Origin of the sequence: Halospina denitrificans (assembly GCF_004364635.1) — a bacterium.
Lineage (GTDB): Bacteria > Pseudomonadota > Gammaproteobacteria > Pseudomonadales > Oleiphilaceae > Halospina > Halospina denitrificans.
In genome coordinates this window covers 205,059-227,200 of record NZ_SOAX01000007.1, presented here as the reverse complement: position 1 = coordinate 227,200, position 22,142 = coordinate 205,059, and the positions used below count along the sequence as shown (strand labels likewise).

The window sequence follows — 22,142 nt, the reverse complement described above, 5'->3', positions numbered from 1 at the left end:
GGCGTCATGGGTGCGGTACGGATTGAGGGTGAAACAGGGAATCGGGCGCTGCGCTGGCGGATGGTGCTGGACAGCGCGGCTCGCGTTTCGAGGCGGATCTTTCGCAACCTGTGGCGATCGGATGTCCTGCTCACACTGGCGATGGTTGGCCTGCTTCTGGGTTCCGCGTTGGCCGTTGCCTACTCGTCCCATCTCAACCGATCGCTGTACAGCGATCTCGCCAGTCTTCAGGAGGAGCGGGACGGTTATCAGCGACAGTGGACGCAGCTTCTGCTGGAACAGAGTGCACTGAGTGCACACAGTCATGTGGAAAGCCGGGCAGCACGGGAACTCGATATGCAGGTTCCCTCCCGGGAAGACATAGTCGTTCTTCAAACGCAGTAAAACGGTAAGCCGGGTACAGGCAATGGCAGCAAAAAAACAACAATCAGCCGAAGAACGCCGTTTCCTGGGCTCGCTGCAGGAGAAATGGCGGTACCTGGCCGTTACCGGGGGTGTTTTCCTGGTGGCGGCCACGATCGGTGTGCGCCTGGTTGAGCTGCATGTCCTGGATCAGGAGTTTCTGCGCAGTCAGGGTGAACAGCGCACCCTTCGTACCGAGCCCATTGACGCCAATCGGGGTGTAATCCGTGATCGCAATGGCGAACCCCTTGCCGTAAGTACACCGGTTGCGACGCTCTGGGCCAATCCATCCACGCTGTCTCCGGACCATCCGCGGCTTGACGAACTGGCCAATCTGCTCGACAGGGATCCAGGGAAGCTTCAAAAGCGCCTCGCTGACAATCAGGAGCGCCAATTCCTGTACCTGCGCCGCAAGGTGCAGCCATCGCTGGCAGAGCAGGCGCTGAGTCTGAATATTCCCGGCATTCACAGTCGTCGCGAATATCGGCGCTATTACCCGGCGGGGGAGGTTGCCTCCCACGTGGTTGGTTTTACCAATATCGATGAAGCCGGGCAGGAAGGTCTGGAGCTGTCCTTCAATCATTGGTTGAGTGGTGAGAATGGGAGCAAACGGGTACTTCGGGACAACCATGGGCGCACCGTCCGCGATATTGCTCTGGTCAAGGAAGCCAAGCCTGGCAGCGACCTGCAGCTGAGCCTTGATCTAAGGCTTCAGTATCTGGCTTACCGCGAACTCAAGGCCGCCGTTGAAGCCCACGATGCGCGCGGTGGAACAATTGTCATGCTGGATACACGCAATGGCGAAATTCTGGCCATGGCCAACCAGCCTTCGTTCAATCCCAATGACCGCGACCAGTTTGATCCGTCGCGCCTGAGGAACCGGGCCATTACCGATCTCTTTGAACCAGGGTCCACCATCAAGCCGTTCTCGGCGGCCGCAGCGCTTGAGTCCGGTGATTTCCGCCCTGGCACCAAGGTCAATACCAGCCCGGGTTATCGGCGCATGGGTGATTACACCATTCGTGACAACCACGACTACGGAGAGCTCTCCCTTTCCGAAATTGTGACCTACTCAAGCAATGTGGGAATCAGCAAGGTTGCGTCGGCACTATCCGGTGAACGCCTGCAGGATCTGTTCTATCGCGTGGGCTTTGGTCAGTCCACCGGCATTGGCTTCCCCGGGGAGGCGGTCGGCATCCTGCCCGCGAACGTGAGCTGGCGTCCAGTTGAAGTCGCGGCATTGTCCTACGGCTACGGCATGAGCGTGAACGCGCTCCAGCTTGCCCAGGCCTATATGGTACTGGCGAACGGTGGAACGCATTACCCGGTGAGCCTGCTCACGAACAATGAAAAGCCCCGGGGGCGGCGTGTGATGTCCTCTGAAACGGCGGCCAAGGTTCGCAGGATGCTGGTGTCAGTGGTTGAGGACGGCACGGGTACTCGGGCCAACAGTGATATCTACAGGTTGGCCGGCAAAACCGGGACGGTCCACCTGGTGGGCGCAAACGGTTATGAAAAGGATCAGTACAAGGCGCTTTTCGCTGGAATGGCGCCCGCCGATGATCCGCGGATTGTAACGGTTGTGACGGTTGATGCGCCTTCGAGGAGCGAATATTACGGGGGAGAGGTGGCGGCGCCGGTGTTTGGCCGCGTCATGTCCGACGCGTTGCGACTCCTCAACGTGGAGCCTTCCGGCAGGCCGGAGATGGTCGATGGCACTGCGCAGCAGCAGGGAGGTCGGGGATGACGTCAGTCTGCCACAGCCTCAAGGGCCTGCTTCGCGATCTGGTGGATGTGCCCTCGGTGCTCGATACATGGCTTTACGGATTGACCGCCGACAGTCGCCGGGTAAGGCCGGGTATGGCGTTTCTGGCACTTGCCGGTGAAACGGCGGGGTCCTGGACCCATGTTCCCGATGCCGTGGCGCGAGGCGCTTCCGCGGTGCTTCTGGATTCCGACAGGACGGAACAGGCCTACGAGTACGGCAACTCTGTTGTCGTCCCGGTTCAGTCACTGCGCACCCGCGCGGCCGAACTTGCCGACCATTTCTATGATCACCCCTCATCCCGCCTGTCGGTAGTGGGGGTGACGGGAACCAACGGCAAGAGTTCGGTAACCACCTTTCTTGCGCAGCTGCTCAATCGTTGCGGCGTTCCGGCCGCGACCATCGGCACGCTCGGCTACGGTTTTGCGCCCACGCTGGAGGAAGCCAGCCATACCACACCGGATGTGGTCCGCGTGCATGAGCTGCTTGGTCGCTTTTGTTCCGAAGGGGCCAGGGCCGTGGTGATGGAGGTTTCCTCCCATGCCCTGGATCAGGGCAGGGTGAATCGGGTGCGTTTTGCTGGTGGTATCTTCACCAACCTGTCCAGTGAGCACCTGGATTATCACGGAACCATGGAGCATTACGGCAACGCCAAGGCTCAGCTCTTCGAAATCTTTGAGCCGGAATTTGCCGTGATCAATGTGGATGATGCGTTCGGTGTTGAGCTCTCGGAGCGCCTGAGCGCGGATGTGCGACTTCTGCGCTATGGCATGACCGCGCGTTCACCCGAGCTCTTTATCCACGAACCAAACGCCGGAAGTAACGGTATGGAAGCCACGGTGGATACGCCATTGGGCAAGCTTGAATTGAATACCCGCCTGATGGGTGCTTTCAATATCAGCAACATGACGGCAGCGGCGGGTGCGGCCCTGGCCATGGGTATTCCCGTCGCTGATATCCAGGCGGCTGCGCCCACGGTTACGGCACCGCCCGGAAGGCTCGAAGCTTATCGGGCTCCCAGCGGTCTTCGGGTTGTTATCGATTATGCCCACACCGAGCATGCGCTGGAGACGGCGCTGACGGCGTTGCGACCCCATGCCGAGGAGGCGGTCTGGTGTGTCTTCGGATGCGGCGGCAACCGTGATACCGCCAAACGCCCCGCAATGGGAGGCGTGGCGGAGCGCCTGGCGGACCGGGTGGTGGTGACTGATGATAATCCACGGGATGAGGCTCCGGCGGCGATTGTTGAACAGATTCTGGCGGGCATGAATCGGCCGGATGAGGTGCGTGTTATCCATGACCGCCTTGAAGCCATTACCACCGTTATTGCCGAAGCCGGGGGCCAGGACCTGATCCTGATTGCCGGCAAGGGGCATGAACGCGTTCAGGAACGGGCTGGTGAACGCATCCCGTTCAGTGACGTGGACGTGGTCCGGGAACTTCTTGGGTACGAGGGGGACGCAGCATGATGCACGCCATGTCTCTCGCCGGTGTAACGCCGCTGATCCGGGGCACGCTGAAGGGGAACGACGTCTTCTTCAGCCGCGTCAGCATTGATACGCGGACCCTGGAACCGGGTGATCTCTATATTGCGCTGGCTGGAGAGCGGTTCGATGGCCACGATTTCATTCCGGATGCCGTGCGCGCCGGCGCCTGTGCCGTCATTGCCGAACGCCCCATGGAGCTTGAGGTTCCCCTGGTCCAGGTCGAGAACAGCCGCCGCGCACTGGGACTGCTGGCCGCCGTCAATCGGGAGGCATTCGAGGGCCGCGTTATTGCCGTAACCGGAAGCTCCGGCAAGACCACGACGCGGTCCATGCTGGCGACAGTATTCGCCGGTGCAGGGCCGGTTGTTTCGAGTCAGGGTAATCTGAACAACGAGATCGGCGCACCGCTGACGCTGTTCCGCCTATCACCGGGCGCGGATTTCGCGATCATTGAACTGGGCGCCAGCGGCCTGGGCGAGATCGCCTGGACCGGCAGCCTGACCGCTCCCGATGTCGGAATTATCACCAATGCCAGCGAAGCCCATCTTTCAGGCTTTGGCAGCCTCGAGAATATCGTCATCGCCAAGGGCGAGTTGATTGACGCTGTGGTACCGGGTGGAACCGTTGTACTGAACCAGGATGACCCCGCCTTTGATCGTTGGCGGGCGAGGGCGGGGAATCGCCGTGTGCTCAGTATCTCTGCCGAGGGCGACGGGAATGCGGCTTTCCATGCCCATGACATACAGGAAGACGCCGATGGCGTTAGGTTCCGGATGGAGTCGGGTGTCTGGGAGCCGGTGCAGGCGCGTATCCCCTTGCCCGGCAGGCATAACGTATCCAACGCCCTGTTAACAGCGGCGGCCGCGTATGCGCAGGGCCTTGGTCCCGAGACGGTGGTCGCCGGGTTGGCCCGGATGACTTCCGTGGCTGGCCGTCTCGAGCCAATTGCGCTTCGACCGGACGTGACGGTTCTCAATGACAGTTACAACGCCAACCCTGCCTCCATGAGCTCGGCCTTGCACACGCTTTCCCGCATGCCGGGTCGGCGTGTCGCCATGCTGGGCGACATGGCGGAGCTTGGCGATGACGCCGAAGACCGGCATGAAGCCGTGGGGGCGCGAGCGAGGGAACTGGGGATTGATCTTTTGATGGCCACGGGGAGTTACGCCCGGGCCTATGGCCGTGGTTTTGGTGAACCGACCATGATTGCCGATACACCCGAGATGCTGGCGGATCAGCTCTGGGACCAGCTGGATGGAGCAACCTCCATCCTCGTGAAGGGATCCCGGAGTGCCGGTATGGACCGTGCCGTTGCGCACCTCAGGAAAAGGAACGATAACGAATGCTTCTCTGGCTGACAGAATTTCTGGCCCAATACATTGGCGGGTTTACTGTATTCCAGTACCTGACCCTGCGCGGCATCCTCGGGGTGCTCACGGCGCTGGTGCTCTCCCTTTTGATCGGCCCCGCGATGATCCGCCATCTGGCCCAGTACCAGATCGGCCAGGCGGTTCGGGATGATGGCCCTGAAACCCACCTGAGCAAGGCAGGAACCCCGACCATGGGCGGCGCCCTGATTCTGGTCTCGGTGGCGGTCAGCACACTGCTCTGGGCGGATCTCACCAATCGTTATGTCTGGGTCGCGGTGGGGGTCACCCTGGCTTTCGGCGCCATTGGCTGGGTGGATGATTACCGCAAGGTTGTGGAACGCGACGCGCGCGGTCTTCCGGCACGCTGGAAATACTTCTGGCAGTCCCTGATCGGCGTGGTGGCTGCGGCCATTCTCTATTACAGCGCCAGCCTCCCCGAAGAGACCACCATGATCGTTCCGTTTTTCAAGGATGTCGGCATCATGCTCGGGCCGATCAGCTTTATTCTCCTGTCCTACTTCGTGGTGGTGGGCAGCAGCAATGCCGTGAATCTCACCGATGGTCTCGACGGGCTTGCCATCATGCCGACCGTGATGGTCGGCGGTGCCCTCGGCATCTTTGCCTACGCCTCGGGGCACGCAAATTTCGCGGAGTATCTCCAGATTCCGAATCTGCCGGGCACCGGTGAGTTGATCGTGTTCTGCGGGGCCATCGTCGGCTCGGGCCTGGGCTTTCTCTGGTTCAATACCTACCCCGCCCAGGTGTTCATGGGCGACGTCGGCGCGCTCGCGCTCGGCGCTGCCCTGGGCATCGTGGCCGTGATTGTCCGCCAGGAAATCGTGCTTTTCATCATGGGTGGCATCTTCGTTGTGGAGACCCTGTCGGTGATGATTCAGGTGGCCTCATTCCGGCTTACGGGGCGTCGGGTTTTTCGCATGGCGCCGCTGCATCATCACTTTGAACTCAAGGGGTGGCCTGAACCGCGGGTGATTGTCCGGTTCTGGGTGATCACCGTCATTCTTGTTCTGGTGGGTCTCGCGACCCTCAAGCTGAGGTAGGAAAGGCCGTATGGCACTGATTGCATCGGATCGTCGCACACTGATCGTAGGGCTGGGTGAAACCGGCCTTGCCTGCGTGCGTCACTGCCACGGCCTCGGGCGCTCCGTGTCCGTAGTGGACAGCCGCAATCAGCCGCCGGCGCTGGCACGGCTGGAACAGGAATTCCCGGACGTTGCGGTGCGCACCGGCGCCTTTGATCCGGATTACTTCCGCGGTTTTGATGAATTGATCGTCAGCCCCGGCGTCAGCCTTGAGGAACCAGCCATCACGGCGGCAGCTGAAGCCGGCGCAGTCATCTCCGGGGATATCGACCTGTTCCGGGAAGCGGCGAATGCACCGATCGTTGCTATTACCGGCTCCAACGGCAAGAGTACGGTGACCACACTGGTGGGGCTGATGGCCGCTGAAGCTGGCGTCAACGTGGCCGTCGGCGGCAATCTTGGAACGCCGGCGCTGGAACTCCTTTCCCCGGAGGTCGAGCTCTATGTCCTCGAGCTGTCGAGCTTCCAGTTAGAGGCCGCGACGGACCTGCGGCCCGAGGTGGCAACCGTGCTCAATATCTCGGATGACCATATGGATCGCTATCCGGATCGGATGAGCTATTTCCGTGCCAAGCACCGAATCTTCCAGGGGGCACGTCACGCGGTCATCAATCTTGATGATCCTCTCAGTCAGCCCCTCTTGAACGAGGGCATGGTGCCCCATTTCTTTGGCGCTCATCGGGTGGATCTGGACGTCTTCAGCACACGGGAGGATGAAACCGGCCTCTGGCTTACCCATGGGCTGGATAACCTGATGCATGCGTCTGAGCTCCAGGTCGCCGGAGATCACAACATTGCCAATGTGCTCGCGGCGCTGGCCATCGGCCAGGCAGCTGGACTCCCCATGGAGCCCATGCTCGAGGCCGCGCGTCATTTCACGGGGCTGCCGCATCGTTCCCAGACGGTGCGCGTTCATGAAGGGGTCGCCTGGATCAATGACTCCAAGGCGACCAACGTCGGCGCGACCCGTGCGGCGATCGAGAGCCTGGCGCCCCGTGAGGGTCGGATTGTGTTGATCGCCGGTGGCGATGGTAAGGGCGCGGACTTCAGCGAACTCCGCAGCGTGATCTCCGGCAGGGTTCGGTGCCTGGTGGTGCTTGGTAAAGACGGACAGCGCCTGATCGACGAACTGGGCTCCGAGGTGGAGGCCGTTAAGGCCAGCGATATGAGCGAGGCGGTAAAAACAGCTGCCGCGATCGCCGAGCCTGGCGACCGGGTGTTGCTGTCGCCCGCCTGCTCGAGTCTGGACCAGTATGCCAACTATGAAGCGCGCGGCGATGCCTTTATCCAGGCAGTGGAGGCGTTATGACGGCGGCTGCGATGCAACTTCAGGGAACCAGGGGGCGGGAGCTTCCGGTGCTGCTGTTGAGCGCGGGGCTGCTCCTTGTCGTCGGACTCGTGCTGATCGCCTCCGCCTCAATGGAGGTGGCCGCAGACCATTATGGCAATCCCTTCCATTTCGTGCTGCGTCAGATGGTTTTTGCGGTTGCCGCCAGCCTGGCCGGAGTGGCGGTCGCCAATGTGCCCCTGGCCTGGTGGCTCAGGGGGGCCTGGGTATGGCTCTTCACCGCTTTCGCCCTGTTGATTATCGTGCTTTCGCCGCTCGGCATTACCGTGAACGGCAGTACCCGCTGGGTATCGCTTGGCGTGGTCAATCTCCAGGTTTCGGAAATCGCCAAGTGGCTGCTGATCATCTACCTGGCGGGTTACGTAGTGCGCCGTCGTGCCGAGCTTATCGGTACCTGGATGGGTTTCCTGAAGCCGGTTCTGGTGCTCGCCGCGGCGGCACTGTTGCTGCTCATACAGCCCGACTTCGGCGCGATCGTCGTGCTCATGACGGCAGCGCTGGGCATGATTTTTCTCAGTGGTGTGCGCCTCACCCGGTTCACACCCCTGATCCTTCTTTGCACCGTACTTGGGGCTCTTCTTATCGTAACCCAGCCGTACCGGCTCAAGCGGGTGGTGGCGTATCTCGATCCCTGGAACGATCAGTTTGATACCGGTTACCAGCTGACCCAGTCGCTGATTGCATTTGGGCGTGGTGAGTGGATTGGGGAAGGTCTGGGTAACTCCGTTCAGAAGCTCTTCTACCTTCCGGAGGCGCACACTGATTTTATCTATGCCATTGCCGCGGAAGAGTTTGGCCTGATGGGCGCGCTTCTCATCCTGCTGGCGTTTACAACATTGATCTGGATGGGGCTGCGTATTGCGCGCAGAGCGGAACAGGATGGACTGGAATTCGGCGCCTGCCTGGCATACGGCATGACACTGCTGATCGCACTCCAGGCATTCATCAACATGGCGGTCAATACCGGGCTTCTGCCCACCAAGGGACTGACGCTGCCCCTCGTCAGTTACGGGGGCTCCAGCCTGATCGTGACCTGCGTTTCGATTGGTGTCATCGCACGGGTGGAAATGGAGCGCCAGGATCAGTTGGAACAGGGAGGAGCAGCCAATGGCGGGTAAGCGCTTTATGATCATGGCGGGCGGAACCGGCGGGCACGTCTTCCCCGCCCTTGCCACGGCGCGCCAGCTTCAGTCGATGGGCCATGAAGTGAGCTGGCTTGGTTCCCGTGGCGGGATGGAAGTTGACCTGATTGGGGGGACGGATATCCCGCTCGAGCTGATTGCGGTATCGGGTCTGCGGGGTAAGGGAGGCCTGACACGGTTCCTGGCTCCGCTGAGACTGGCGCGGGCCCTTCTTCAGGCCTGGCAGGTGCTGCGTCGGGTTCAGCCGGATTGCGTTGTTGGAATGGGTGGCTTTGTTTCCGGGCCGGGCGGGGTCGTGGCCTGGTTGATGCGCAGGCCACTGGTTATTCATGAACAGAACGCCATTGCCGGTATGACCAACCGTTGGCTGTCCCGCTTCGCACAGATCACGCTGGAAGCCTTCCCGGGTGCTTTCGGACCGGAGACCGTTACCCGCTGCACTGGCAACCCCGTCCGGCAGGATCTTTTGGAGCTCCCCGACCCGTCACAGCGCATTGGCGTGGAGCAGCGGATGCGGATACTGGTGCTCGGTGGCAGTCGGGGAGCCAGGGTTATCAATGAACGTGTTGCGGTGGCGATCGCCGCGCTACCGGGGAGCAACCGTCCGTCGGTCACTCATCAATGCGGTCGTGATCACCTTGAGTCCACCCGGGAGGCCTACCGGTCGGCGGGAGTTGAGGCGGAGGTGGTGCCGTTCATCGAGGATATGGCGCAGGCCTACCGGAATGCGGACCTTGTGATCTGTCGCGCGGGCGCGCTGACGCTCGCGGAACTCTGCGTAGTGGGGGTTGGCGCCATCCTGGTGCCGTTCCCCTACGCCGTGGATGACCATCAGACCGCCAATGCCCGCCATTTGAGTGAGAACGGCGCGGCGAGGCTTATCCCCCAGCCGGAGTTTGAGGCAGCAGGTCTGGCGGCCCAGATCCAGGCGTTGGATGAGGATCGGGGCGCGCTGCTGAAAATGGCGCAGGCCGCCCGTTCGCTGGCGGTTCCCGACGCCACGGAGCGGGTTGTGAATTATTGTGTGGAGGCTGCTCATGGCTGAGCGAAACGACAAGCCCCTGGTTTACGAAGTCCCGGAGATGCGCCGGATTCGACGGATCCATTTCGTCGGTATCGGGGGCGCCGGTATGAGTGGTATCGCGGAAGTGCTGTATAACCAGGGCTATGAAGTCGTGGGCTCGGATATTCGCGACAGCGCCACCACGGAGCATCTCAGGGCGTTAGGGATTGCTGTTGCCATAGGGCACCGGCGCGAGAATGCCGAAGCCGCGGATGTGGTCGTCACATCCAGTGCCGTGGACGAGAGTAACCCGGAGGTGGCTGCTGCCCGGGAGAACCGCATTCCCGTGGTCCCACGGGCTGAAATGCTCGCGGAAATAATGCGCTACCGCCATGGTATTGCGGTTGCCGGTACCCATGGCAAGACAACGACAACCAGCCTGATTGCCTCGATCCTTGGCGAGGCCGGGCTGGATCCGACCTTCGTGATCGGCGGCAAGCTCAACAGTGCCGGAACCAATGCCCAACTGGGCGGATCCCGCTATCTGGTCGCGGAAGCTGATGAAAGCGATGCGTCTTTTCTGCATCTGACACCGGTGGTCAGCGTGGTCACCAATATCGATGCGGACCACATGCACACCTACGGCGGTGACTTCGAGAAACTCAAGCAGACGTTCGTCGAGTTCCTGCACAGCCTTCCGTTCTACGGGGTGGCGATCATGTGCTGTGACGACGAACGGGTTCGGGAGGTGGCGTTGACGATCTCCCGGGCGGTGATTACCTACGGGTTCAGTTCCGATGCCGACTATCGGGGTCACGATGTAACCACGGACGGGATGAGCACGCATTTCCGTGTCTCCCGCCCGGAAGGCCACAAGGAACTGGAGATCCGGCTTGCCATGCCCGGTCGACACAACGTGCTCAATGCCCTGGCTGCCATTGCGGTGGCAACGGATGAGGGCGTCGAGGACGAGGATATCGTCAGGGCCCTGAGCGGATTTACCGGCGTTGGTCGCCGTTTCCAGGTTTATGGCGATTATCCGGTCAATGGTGGGGTGGTAACCCTGGTCGATGACTACGGGCACCACCCGAGAGAGGTGGAGGCGGTGATTAACGGCATTCGTGATGCCTGGCCGGGCCGCCGTCTTGTCATGATCTATCAGCCGCACCGGTACAGCCGCACCAGCGATCTGTACGACGATTTTGTGCCCGTCCTGTCGGAGGTCGACGTACTTCTGATGCTGGATGTGTATTCCGCCGGGGAGCAGCCGATCCCGGGGGCGGACAGCCGGAGCCTGTGCCGCAGTATCAGGCAGAGGGGCAGGCTTGATCCGGTGTTTGTCGAGGATCAAACCAAGGTTGAGTCCCTGCTGGGGAACATCCTCCAGGACGGAGATCTACTGATTACTCAGGGAGCGGGAGACATCGGCGGACTGGCCGCGCGCCTGGCCGCCAATGGCCTGACAGGAGGTGGTTATGAATCCTGATGCCGATTACCGGGTTGATGCCTCCGAGGCCAGGGCCTTTGGTCGCGTTGCCGTGCTGATGGGCGGTGATTCCGCCGAAAGGCCCATTTCCCTGAAGAGCGGCGCGGCCGTGGCCGAGGCGCTTCAGCAGGCGGGTGTTGATGCAGAGGCTGTGGATGTCCAGGGCAAGGACCTGCTCCGCGTTGCCGCCGAAAACCGTTATGACCGTTGCTTTATCGCGCTGCATGGGCGCGGGGGCGAGGATGGCACGGCTCAGGCGATCCTGGACCAGGCGGGCATTCCCTACACGGGCAGCGGCGTGCTGGCCTCGGCGCTGGCCATGGACAAGTTGCGCACCAAGTACGTGTTTGCCGGCGCCGGTCTGCCGACGCCGGCGTTCCGGATGATGACCGATGCGTCCCAGGCTGAGGCCATTATTGCATCACTCCGGGCACCGCTTGGCGTCAAGCCGGCCCGGGAAGGTTCCAGTATCGGGATCTACAAGGTCGCCGATGAGGCTGAGCTGCGCGATGCCTATCACAAGGCCTGCGAGCACGATCCGCTGGTGCTGGTCGAGGAATGGGTATCCGGCGGGGAATACACGGTCAGTGTCCTGGGCGATGACACCCTCCCGGTGATTGGTCTGTCCACCGAACACACGTTTTACGATTTCGAGGCCAAGTACCTCTCGGATGATACGAATTACCTGCTCCCGAGCGGGCTTTCATCCGAAGAGGAGGACTACCTCAAGGCATTGTCGCTGGATGCGTTCCGGGTTCTGGATGCACGCCACTGGGGGCGTGTTGACATCATGCAGGACGCGGATGGCCATTTCTGGCTGCTGGAGGTCAACACCATACCGGGGATGACCGATCACAGCCTGGTGCCGATGGCGGCCAAAGCCGTGGGAATCGGCTTCCAGGAGCTTTCGGTGCGGATACTGCGCGAGTCACTGGAGGTGGCGTCATGATGCGGTTGCCCCTCATCCCCGTGCCTTCAGTGCGCGATACACGCACTGCCAATGGGCGGGCCCGTGGCGCCAGTCGACGGCAGGCGGAGCCGAGCGCGCTGGCGTTGGCATCCCGGATGCTCGGGGCAGGCCTGGCCCGGGTTCCATGGCGCCAGGCCTGCCTGGGCGTTGTCGTGGCAGCGGTGGCCGGGGTGATGCCCTGGGCTCTGGCCGAGGGCATCAGCATGCTGGATCGGGATTTCACTGATCTTCGGGTCGAGAACAACCCGCAACACACGACGTCGGAAGCGCTGCAGGGTCACCTGGAGCCCCTGTTTGGCGCCAGCTATTTCGCGACGGACCTCTCCCGGGTCAAGGCGCGGATAGAGATGCTCCCCTGGGTTCGCAGCGCAGCGGTCGGGCGCGAGTGGCCGGGGACTTTGACGGTGAGCGTGCTTGAGCATGAACCGGTAGCCCACTGGAATGGCGAGTCTCTGGTCAGTCAGGAGGGGGTTGTCTTTTCGCCCGCCCAGGGGTCCCTGGAGGGACTTCCCGGCCTGCATGGCCCTCAGGGAAAGGCCGGGGAAGTGCTTGAGCGGGCGCGGGCCTTTTCCGGCGACCTTGAGTCCCTGGATCTCGGGCTTGAATCCCTGCGCCTGGAGGCCCGTGGCGCCTGGACGCTTCTGTTGAATAACGGAATACGCGTCTCGCTTGGTCGCGACCGGGTGGATGAGCGGTTCCAGCGGTTCATGACGGTTTACGAATCCCGGCTGGCGCCAATCGCCGCCAGTATCAACGGGGTGGATGCGCGCTATGGCAACGGTGTTGCCGTGCGCTGGAGAGATTCTTGAAAAACAGGGTTCAGTCAATGTCAGCGGCAGACACAGAGAACATGATCGTCGGGCTCGATATCGGTACGTCGAAGATAGTCGCCCTTGTCGGTAAGCAGAACCCCGATGGCACCATCGAGGTGGCCGGCATCGGCTCCCATCCATCACGGGGGCTGAAGCGGGGTGTGGTCGTCAATATCGAAACCACGGTCCAGGCGATCCAGCGTGCGGTTGAAGAGGCGGAGCTCATGGCGGGCTGTCGTATTCATTCGGTCTACGCCGGCATCGCCGGAAGCCATATCCGCAGCATGAACTCCCACGGCATCGTTGCGATCCGTGACCGGGAGGTTACCCAGGCGGATATGGACCGGGTCATTGATGCCGCCCAGGCCGTGGCCATCCCTGCTGACCAGAAGATTCTCCATATCCTGCCCCAGGAATTCGTAATCGACAGCCAGGAGGGCATCAAGGAACCCCTGGGCATGTCGGGTGTTCGTCTTGAGGCCAAGGTGCACCTGGTGACCTGTGCCGTGAATGCGGTCCAGAACATCGACAAGTGCGTTCGTCGCTGCGGGCTGGAGGTGGATGACATCATCCTCGAGCAGCTTGCCTCCAGCTATTCCGTGCTCACCGACGATGAGAAGGAACTCGGTGTCTGCATGGTCGATATTGGCGGGGGCACCACGGATATCGCCATTTTCACGGGCGGTGCCATCCGGCATACCGCTGTCATCCCGATCGCGGGGGACCAGGTGACCAATGACATCGCCATGGCGCTGCGAACCCCCACCCAGAATGCCGAAGAGATCAAGACCCGTTATGCCTGCGCACTGACCCAGCTGGCGGGCGCCGACGAGACCATCAAGGTGCCCGGCGTGGGTGATCGCGCCCCCCGGGACCTGTCCCGTGCCGCCCTGGCGGAGGTGGTCGAGCCCCGCTATGAAGAGCTTTTCGCGCTGGTGCAGTCGGAACTGCGCCGCAGTGGCTTCGAGGACCTCATTCCGGCGGGCATCGTGCTCACCGGAGGCTCGTCGATGATGGAAGGGGTCGTTGAGCTGGCCGAGGAGATTTTCCATGCCCCGGTCAGGCTCGCTTCACCCACCGGCATTACGGGTATGAGTGATGTGGTCAGCAACCCGGTCTACGCCACTGGCGCGGGCCTGCTGATGTATGGCTTCAAACAGATTGAGCTGGGACAGGGGCGTGAGTCCCGCCCGGCTTCCGAGAATACGCTCCTGGCGCGAATCAAGAACTGGTTCACCGGGAATTTCTGAAACACGAGTGTCTCAACACGAGAAAATTGCGGCTGCGGGCCGCTCTAAACCGAAGGAGAAGGGAAAATGTTCGAACTTGTAGACAACGTCGAGCAGAGCGCGGTCATCAAAGTGGTCGGTGTTGGCGGCGGTGGTGGTAACGCCGTGCGCCACATGCTGTCCAGTGACATTGAGGGGGTGGAATTCCTGTGTGCGAACACGGATGCCCAGGCCCTCAAGGATCTGGATAACAAGTCACTGATCCAGCTTGGTGGCAACATCACCAAAGGCCTTGGAGCCGGCGCCAATCCGGAGATCGGCCGCCAGTCCGCCATGGAGGACCGGGATCGCATCGCGGATGCGCTCAAGGGGGCCGACATGGTCTTTATTACGGCCGGCATGGGCGGTGGTACCGGCACTGGTGCGGCTCCCATCGTTGCGGAGGTTGCCCGTGAAATGGGAATCCTGACGGTTGCCGTCGTCACCAAGCCGTTCAGCTTTGAGGGCGGCAAGCGCATGAAGGTGGCGGATGCCGGTCTCCGGGCTCTTGAGGAGAGTGTTGATTCGCTCATCACCATCCCCAACGAACGCCTGCTGACCGTGATGGGCAAGAACACCAGTCTTCTGGATGCGTTTGCTTCGGCCAATGACGTCCTTCTTGGTGCGGTCCAGGGCATTGCCGACCTGATTACGCGTAACGGCATGATCAACGTGGATTTTGCCGACGTTAAGACGGTCATGTCCGAGATGGGTAATGCCATGATGGGCACAGCCCGCGCCACCGGCGAAGAAAGGGCGCGCGAGGCGGCCGAGGGTGCGATCCGCAGTCCGCTGCTGGATGACATCAACCTGCAGGGCGCTCGCGGCATCCTGGTGAACATTACCGCCGGCATGGACCTGAACCTGGGCGAATTTACCGAAGTGGGTGATATCGTTCGGGAGTTTGCCTCCGAATCCGCCACGGTCGTCGTGGGTACCGTGATTGACCCGGAGATGGAAAGTGAACTCAAGGTGACCGTTGTGGCAACGGGGTTGAACGCAGAAGCGGAAGCCCCTACAAAGGTGGTCGACAATACCCGGAACCTGGATGGCAAGACGGACTATAACCAGCTGGACCGTCCGGCCGTGCTGCGTCGCCGCGCTGTCTCCAGTAATGGCAATGCCGCCGTGGACCAGCAGAGCCAGGGTGAGTCCGATGCCAATGTGGACTACCTTGATATTCCGGCGTTTCTGCGCCGTCAGGCGGACTGACGTACTGTTACAAAAACGGGACAAAAAGCCTGTCATTCAGGCCAATGTTTCGGTTTACGGTGGGCTGTGCAAATGGCGCTCAGCGGCGGCATCTGATACAGTACATGCAAACTGCCGGCGGCATTGTACGGCGATAATATGACGGAACGATGAACCCATGATTAGACAGCGCACCTTGAAAAATACCATTCGGGCCACCGGTGTGGGGCTTCACTCCGGTGAAAAGGTATTCCTGACACTCAAACCGGCACCGGTGAATACCGGCATCGTTTTCCGACGGGTGGATCTGGACCCGGTGGTGGAAGTAGAGGCCAAGGCGGAATACGTGGGCGAGACCATGCTCTCCACCACACTGGTCAAGGATGGGGTCCGGGTGGCCACGGTGGAGCACCTGATGTCCGCGATGGCCGGGTTGGGGCTGGATAACTGCTACGTTGAGCTCAGTGCGGCTGAAGTCCCCATTATGGATGGCAGTGCCGGCCCCTTTGTCTTTCTGCTGCAGTCCGCGGGTATTGCGGAGCAGGAAGCGGCCAAGCGCTTTACCCGTATCAAGCGGGAAGTGACCGTCGAGGAGGAAGGTAAGTGGGCAACCTTCACGCCGTTCGAAGGCTTCAAGGTGAGTTTTACGATCGAGTTCAATCATCCGGTCTTTGATGGGCGTTCACAGAATGCCACCGTGGATTTTTCGAGCACTTCGTTCGTCAAGGAAGTGAGCCGCGCGCGGACTTTTGGTTTCATGCGCGATATTGAAGCCCTGCGCTCGATGAATCTGGCGCTGGGCGGCAGTGTTGATAATGCTATCGTCGTAGACGACTACCGGATCCTGAACGAGGACGGGCTGCGTTACGATGATGAGTTTGTACGCCATAAGATGCTGGACGCCATCGGGGATCTGTATCTGATGGGCTCGAGCCTTATCGGCGAGTTCCGTGGCTTCAAGTCGGGCCACGATCTCAACAACAAGCTGTTGCGGAAGTTGATTGCGGAAGAGGATGCCTGGGAAGTGGTGACCTTTGACGATGAGGCCAAGGCTCCGATTTCCTACTTCAAGCCCTCGCTCGCAGCGACGGGCTGAAATTCCGCGTTACCGGGTGTGAGAGGAAAGCCTCAGCAGTACATCCCTCAGCGCCTCATCCTCAGTGTGCTCGGCCTCTTCCCTGAGGAGGCGGGCATTGTCCTCGCTAAGTCGGGGCGGTGGTGTCGACCGTCGCGGCGCCGGTGAAAACCAGGGCTGGACCCGTATACGAATGCGCCAGACCTGAGAAAAACGTTCATCCTCCCTCAATGCCCGCAGCATCGCCCGTTGCTGAAACCGAACTTGGCTTGCGCGCGTGCTGTCGGGTACGAGTAGCGTCATCTCGCCGTTTTTGCAGCCGGCAAACCGACAGCATTCCGCCAGCGTCGGCGGCAAAGCCCTCATTACGATTGATTCAAGCCACTGGTGTTGGTCGGCCCGGTTGAGTAGGGTCTCGAGCGGCCCTTTGGGTGCGTTCCGGAACGGATTGGTCGGGTGGTTCTCTCGCGACATTCTGAAAAGGCCCGCAGCCTGCGCTTTAGCAATTGAAAGGATCAGTTACATTACTAAATAGAGTATGGGGTGGGACGTGTCTATACTCAATAGACCATTAAAAACGGCTAATGCGTCGGACGATCATGACAGAGGCGCAACAAAGGATTCAGGTGGGTCTATGAATATTCTGTTGGTAGGACGCCATCACGGCAGGGCCAGGATGCTGGTCCCGGGAAAACAGGCGGTAGTGGCGGTCGTAATCGCTTTGGCCAGTGCCGTCGGTGGTGCTGCCTGGGGTGGTTACCAGCTTGCCCTGCAGCAGGTTGCTGAAGGTGATGCCGAGACCGAAAGCCATCTGGTCAGCCGCTGGCGCACCCGGCTTGTGGAAACCCGGGAAAGGCTTGCCAATGTTGAAGAGCGCGCCGAGCACGAGATCGATGCCTTGACGCGGCGCCTTGGAGAAATTCAGGCGCGGGCGCTGCGCGTTGATGCGCTTGGCCAGAATCTTGTTGCGGCGGCAGACATGGGCGACCAGGAGTTCAATTTCGACGCAGCTCCCGCCATGGGTGGGCCGGAAGCTGAGCTTTCCGGTGAAAACCAGAGCCTGGCGGATCTTGAGGATCAGATTGACGCGCTGGACAGTCGCTTGCGCTCACGTGAAAAACAGCTTGCCCTTCTTGACCGGCTGATTGCCAATCGTGAAATCAATAACCAGAGGGAACCGGACGGTCGGCCAGTGAGTTGGGGCTGGACTTCATCCCCCTATGGCTACCGTACTGACCCTTTTACCGGTCGACGCGCCTGGCATACAGGGGTCGACGTGGCCGGTCGTGATGGCGGGGATGTTGTCGCAGTTGGCGCCGGCGTTGTGACCGCAGCCAAGCAGAAGGGTGGCTATGGGTATTTCGTCGAGATCGATCATGGCGACGGACTTCAGACCCGCTATGCTCACGCGAAGGAGCTTCTGGTGAGCAAGGGAGACATTGTGGAAAAGGGCCAGCAGATTGCCGTGATGGGCTCCACCGGCCGTTCTACGGGTCCCCATGTGCATTTTGAAGTAGTCAGGAACGGAAACCGCCAGGACCCCAAAGACTTCATGTAGCCGCATGGGCCCTCCGGGCCCTGCGCTTCTGCTTCTCCCTCCCTGTCTGCAGTCGCTTTTATCCGCCGCTCAATTAGCGTTAGAATGCTCTGCTTCAAAGTGTCCCGGATACGCCGAGAGATGAATCCGCCCTGCCGGACTCCGGCGCCTGTTATCCGGCGCAGGGCTTCCATGGAAATGAATGGCTTATTATGTTTGCACAGCTGGCAACGCGCTTATTCGGTAGCAAAAATGCCCGTGAAATCAAGCGGATGCAAAAACTGGTCGACAAGGTTAACCAGTTTGACCCGGAACTGTCTCAGCTCTCGGACGAGGCGTTGCAGGGCAAGACCACAGAGCTGAAGGAAAAGCTCGCCAACGGCGCCGAGCTGGATGACCTGTTGCCGGAAGCCTTTGCGGTGGTGCGCGAGGCCAGCGGCCGGGTGCTGGGAATGCGCCACTTCGACGTGCAGCTGATCGGCGGTATTACGCTGCATGAAGGCCATATTGCCGAGATGCGCACCGGTGAGGGTAAGACCCTGGTGGCGACCCTCGCCATCTATCTGAATGCGCTCACGGGCAAGGGGGCGCACCTCGTCACCGTGAACGACTACCTGGCCAGCCGTGACGCGGCCTGGATGGGTAAACTCTACAACTTCCTCGGACTCGACGTGGGGGTCATCTATTCCGGCCAGCCTTCGGAGGAGAAGCGCGAGGCCTACGCCGCGGACATTACCTACGGGACCAACAACGAGTTCGGTTTCGATTACCTGCGCGACAACATGGCCTTCAGTATTGAGGACAAGGTGCAGCGCGGGTTGCACTTCGCCATTGTCGACGAAGTGGACTCCATCCTGATCGACGAAGCGAGGACACCACTGGTCATCTCCGGTGCCGCTGAGAGCAATGTCGACATCTACAACAGCATCGACCGCCTGATCCCCCAGCTTGAGAAGTCGTCGCCGGATGCGGAGGAAGAGCCGGACGGGGACTTCACCATCGACGAGAAATCCCGCTCGGTGGAGCTGACGGAACGGGGCCATGAGAAGGTCGAGCAGCTTCTGCGCGAGGCCGGGCTCCTTGACGAGGACTCGAGCCTCTACTCGGCCGCCAACCTGTCGCTGCTCCACCATGTGCACTCCGGTCTGCGTGCCCATCACCTGTTCCACCGCAATGTGGACTACATCATCCAGGACGGTGATGTGGTCATCGTGGATGAGCACACCGGCCGCACCATGCCGGGCCGCCGCTGGAGTGAAGGGCTCCACCAGGCGGTGGAAGCCAAGGAAGGGGTCGAGATCAAGGCCGAGAGCCAGACGCTGGCCTCAACCACCTTCCAGAATTTCTTCCGGATCTACGACAAGCTCGCGGGCATGACCGGCACGGCGGATACCGAAGCCTTTGAGTTCCGCCAGATCTACGGCCTGGACGTCGTCTGTATCCCCACCAACAAGCCGGTTAACCGGACTGACTACAACGACCTGATCTACCTGACCCAGGAGGAAAAGTACCAGGCCATCATTGACGAGATCCGCGACGAGGTTGCGGCGGGGCGGCCGGTGCTTGTGGGCACGGCCTCCATCGATACCTCCGAAGTTATGTCGCGGCTGCTCAAGGAAGCGGACATTCCCCATAACGTGCTCAACGCCAAACAGCATGAGAAAGAAGCCCATGTCATTGCCCAGGCCGGTAAGCCTGGCACCGTGACCATCGCCACCAACATGGCGGGCCGGGGCACCGATATCGTGCTTGGCGGGAACCTGGACGCCGAGCTGGCGGATCTGGACAACCCCACCGAGGAGCAGAAAGAGGCCCTGCGCGCGGACTGGCAGAAGCGCCACGACGCTGTGGTTGAGGCGGGCGGCCTGCACATCATTGGCACCGAGCGCCATGAATCACGGCGTATCGACAATCAGCTCCGCGGGCGTTCCGGCCGCCAGGGCGACCCGGGTTCCTCGCGTTTCTTCCTGTCCCTGGAAGACGACCTGATGCGCATCTTCGCCCCGGACCGGGTCAAGAACCTCATGCAGGCGCTGGGCATGCAGAAAGGCGAGGCCATTGAGCACCGCATGGTGACCAACTCCATCGAGAAGGCGCAGCGCAAGGTTGAGGGCCGCAACTTCGACATGCGCAAGCAGCTTCTCGAGTATGACGATGTGGCCAACGACCAGCGCCGCGTGGTCTATGAGCAGCGTAACGAAGTGATGGCATCCGAGGACATCTCGGACATCATCGGCCAGATCCGTGAGGACGTGGTCGATTCCGCCATCAGCCAGTACATTCCGCCCCAGAGCATTCCCGAGCAGTGGGACGTGCCCGGCCTTGAAAAGCATCTCGAGTCGGAACTCGGTCTCAAGCTGCCGGTCCGGGACTGGCTCGAGGAAGAGGGGATGTACGAGGAAAAGCTCAGGGAGCGGATCCTGCAGGAGCACATCAACACCTATCAGGAGAAGGAAGACATCGTCGGCGCCGCCACGATGCGGCGCTTCGAGAAGCAGATCTTCCTGCAGACCCTCGATACGCTCTGGAAAGAGCACCTGTCGAACATGGATCACCTGCGCCGCGGTATCCATCTGCGTGGCTACGCCCAGCGCAACCCCAAGCAGGAATACAAGAGAGAGGCGTTCAACCTCTTCCAGAATATGCTGGAATCCATCAAGTTCGATGTGGTCCGGGTGCTCTCCCATGTGCGCGTGCAGCGTCAGGAAGAGCTTGAGGAACTGGAGCGCCAGCGTCGCCAGGAACTCGAGAGGGAGCTGGCCTCGGCCCAGACCAAGCATGAATCCCAGCCCCAGGGGGCCGCGGCACGGGATGATGCCGGGGGTGACCAGGAGCAGAAGGACGACGAGGGCGGCATTGGTCAGCAGCCTTTCGTTCGCGACGGCCGTAAGGTCGGACGCAACGAGCCCTGCTACTGCGGTTCGGGCAAGAAATACAAGCATTGCCATGGCAAGGTGGAGTAAACGCCGTGGCCGTGAATCCGTTACCCCTTCCTGATTTCCAGGCCATTGATGGTATCCGGCTCGGGGTTGCCCGGGCGGGTATCAAGTCCCCGGACCGGGATGACCTGGTGGTGATGGAAATCGCCGAGGGTTCTGAAGCCGCCGCGGTCTTCACCCGCAACGCCTTTCGCGCGGCGCCCGTGATCCTGGCGGAGCGCTCACTGGCCAACAGCCGGCCACGTTACCTGCTGATCAACACAGGCAATGCCAATGCCGGTACCGGCCAACAGGGCATGGCGGACGCGGAAAGCTGCTGCCGCGCGCTGTCCGATGCTGGTGGTGCGCAGCCCGATCAGGTGCTTCCTTTCTCCACCGGGGTTATCGGGGAGCCGCTTCCAGTGGAACGCATCCAGAACGCCATTCCCGAAGCGCTGTCGGCGCTGAGTCCATCGGGATGGCAGCGGGCCGCTTCCGCCATCATGACCACGGATACTCTGCCCAAGGGTGCCACAAGGAAGCTGGTCATCGACGGCGACCCCGTAAGCATCTCCGGTATCAGCAAGGGTGCCGGGATGATCCGCCCCAATATGGCGACCATGCTCGCGTTCATGGCCACCGACGCCGCCGTTCCCCGTGATCAGTTCCAGTCCCTGGTGGCCGAGGCGGCAGAAGCAAGTTTCAACCGGATTACCGTCGACGGCGACACCTCCACCAATGACGCCTGTGTCGGCGTGGCGACGGGGCAGAGTCACGCCAGGGTCCTGGATGGCAAGGACCGGGTTATTCCAGCACTGCGCGACGCCATCCATGACGTGTTCCGTGAGCTGGCGCAGGCAATTGTGCGCGACGCCGAGGGCGCTACGCGCTTTGTCACTGTCCGTGTTGAACGGGCGCGCACAGAGGCTGAAGCCCTGAAGGTGGCTTTTGCGGTGGCCGAGTCACCCCTCGTCAAGACGGCCCTTTATGCCGCCGACCCCAACTGGGGCCGGATACTGGCGGCCGTGGGCCGCGCCGGTCTCGAGGACCTGGATGTCAGCCGTATTGATGTGTTCCTGGATGATGTCTGTATCGTACAGGATGGCGGACGCTCTCCCACCTATACGGAAGCCGACGGCCAGGCGGTGATGGATGGCGCCGAACCCTGTATCCGTATCGTTCTTGGACGCGGTCAGGCCGCCGAGCGGGTCTGGACCTGCGACTTTTCCCACGAGTACGTCACCATAAACGCGGAATACCGGACCTGA

At 61.2% G+C, this 22,142-nt stretch carries 18 protein-coding genes; 17 read left to right on the top strand and 1 reads right to left on the bottom strand.

What is annotated here, in order from left to right:
• Positions 1-6: 6 nt before the first annotated feature.
• From ftsL to lpxC, 14 genes are all read left to right on the top strand, one after another.
• Entirely contained in the window at positions 7-384 is a 378-nt protein-coding gene (gene ftsL, locus DES49_RS14100; RefSeq protein ID WP_133737074.1) for a cell division protein FtsL, read from the top strand.
• Positions 385-406: 22 nt separating this feature from the next.
• Positions 407-2,149, top strand: a complete 1,743-nt coding sequence (locus DES49_RS14095) for a peptidoglycan D,D-transpeptidase FtsI family protein (RefSeq protein WP_133737073.1) — start codon at positions 407-409, stop codon at positions 2,147-2,149.
• Entirely contained in the window at positions 2,146-3,636 is a 1,491-nt protein-coding gene (locus DES49_RS14090) for a UDP-N-acetylmuramoyl-L-alanyl-D-glutamate--2,6-diaminopimelate ligase (protein ID WP_133737072.1), read from the top strand. The genes DES49_RS14095 and DES49_RS14090 overlap by 4 nt, the downstream gene beginning before the upstream one ends.
• Positions 3,633-5,012 (top strand): UDP-N-acetylmuramoyl-tripeptide--D-alanyl-D-alanine ligase, encoded by a 1,380-nt coding sequence (locus DES49_RS14085; RefSeq protein WP_133737071.1) that lies wholly within the window; start codon positions 3,633-3,635, stop codon positions 5,010-5,012. The genes DES49_RS14090 and DES49_RS14085 overlap by 4 nt, the downstream gene beginning before the upstream one ends.
• A complete protein-coding gene (gene mraY / locus DES49_RS14080) occupies positions 4,997-6,082 on the top strand; it encodes a phospho-N-acetylmuramoyl-pentapeptide-transferase (protein ID WP_133737070.1) in 1,086 nt (361 codons plus the stop codon). The genes DES49_RS14085 and mraY overlap by 16 nt, the downstream gene beginning before the upstream one ends.
• A 10-nt stretch (positions 6,083-6,092) precedes the next feature.
• Positions 6,093-7,433, top strand: coding sequence for a UDP-N-acetylmuramoyl-L-alanine--D-glutamate ligase (murD, locus tag DES49_RS14075; protein ID WP_133737069.1), 1,341 nt, complete (start codon positions 6,093-6,095; stop codon positions 7,431-7,433).
• Entirely contained in the window at positions 7,430-8,590 is a 1,161-nt protein-coding gene (gene ftsW / locus DES49_RS14070; RefSeq protein ID WP_133737068.1) for a putative lipid II flippase FtsW, read from the top strand. The genes murD and ftsW overlap by 4 nt, the downstream gene beginning before the upstream one ends.
• On the top strand, positions 8,580-9,659 hold the full coding sequence (murG, locus tag DES49_RS14065; protein ID WP_133737067.1) for an undecaprenyldiphospho-muramoylpentapeptide beta-N-acetylglucosaminyltransferase: 1,080 nt from the start codon (positions 8,580-8,582) through the stop codon (positions 9,657-9,659). The genes ftsW and murG overlap by 11 nt, the downstream gene beginning before the upstream one ends.
• Complete coding sequence (gene murC / locus DES49_RS14060) at positions 9,652-11,103, top strand: UDP-N-acetylmuramate--L-alanine ligase (protein WP_133737066.1); 1,452 nt, start codon at positions 9,652-9,654, stop codon at positions 11,101-11,103. Before murG ends, murC begins: the two co-directional genes overlap by 8 nt.
• The gene (locus tag DES49_RS14055) at positions 11,093-12,052 is read left to right on the top strand and encodes a D-alanine--D-alanine ligase (protein ID WP_133737065.1); all 960 of its coding nucleotides are present in this window, start codon (positions 11,093-11,095) and stop codon (positions 12,050-12,052) included. Before murC ends, DES49_RS14055 begins: the two co-directional genes overlap by 11 nt.
• Positions 12,049-12,882, top strand: coding sequence for a cell division protein FtsQ/DivIB (locus tag DES49_RS14050; RefSeq protein WP_133737064.1), 834 nt, complete (start codon positions 12,049-12,051; stop codon positions 12,880-12,882). Before DES49_RS14055 ends, DES49_RS14050 begins: the two co-directional genes overlap by 4 nt.
• Positions 12,883-12,899: 17 nt before the next feature.
• Entirely contained in the window at positions 12,900-14,135 is a 1,236-nt protein-coding gene (gene ftsA, locus DES49_RS14045; protein WP_133737063.1) for a cell division protein FtsA, read from the top strand.
• Positions 14,136-14,201: 66 nt separating this feature from the next.
• Entirely contained in the window at positions 14,202-15,365 is a 1,164-nt protein-coding gene (ftsZ, locus tag DES49_RS14040; protein WP_133737062.1) for a cell division protein FtsZ, read from the top strand.
• Between the two features lie 157 nt (positions 15,366-15,522).
• On the top strand, positions 15,523-16,440 hold the full coding sequence (gene lpxC, locus DES49_RS14035) for a UDP-3-O-acyl-N-acetylglucosamine deacetylase (protein WP_133737061.1): 918 nt from the start codon (positions 15,523-15,525) through the stop codon (positions 16,438-16,440).
• Positions 16,441-16,449: 9 nt separating this feature from the next.
• Here the strand turns inward: lpxC and DES49_RS14030 are convergent, their stop codons facing one another.
• Positions 16,450-16,893, bottom strand: a complete 444-nt coding sequence (locus DES49_RS14030) for a DciA family protein (protein ID WP_133737060.1) — start codon at positions 16,891-16,893, stop codon at positions 16,450-16,452.
• A 160-nt stretch (positions 16,894-17,053) separates the two neighbouring features.
• Here DES49_RS14030 and DES49_RS15725 point away from each other — a divergent pair, with 160 nt between their 5' ends.
• The 3 genes from DES49_RS15725 to argJ all read left to right on the top strand — a co-directional run bounded on the left by DES49_RS15725 (position 17,054) and on the right by argJ (position 22,142).
• Positions 17,054-17,977 carry a M23 family metallopeptidase gene (locus tag DES49_RS15725; RefSeq protein ID WP_133737059.1) on the top strand — a complete coding sequence of 308 codons (924 nt, stop codon included), beginning with the start codon at positions 17,054-17,056 and terminating at the stop codon, positions 17,975-17,977.
• A 191-nt stretch (positions 17,978-18,168) separates the two neighbouring features.
• The gene (gene secA / locus DES49_RS14020; RefSeq protein ID WP_133737058.1) at positions 18,169-20,919 is read left to right on the top strand and encodes a preprotein translocase subunit SecA; all 2,751 of its coding nucleotides are present in this window, start codon (positions 18,169-18,171) and stop codon (positions 20,917-20,919) included.
• A 5-nt stretch (positions 20,920-20,924) separates the two neighbouring features.
• A complete protein-coding gene (gene argJ / locus DES49_RS14015) occupies positions 20,925-22,142 on the top strand; it encodes a bifunctional glutamate N-acetyltransferase/amino-acid acetyltransferase ArgJ (RefSeq protein ID WP_133737057.1) in 1,218 nt (405 codons plus the stop codon).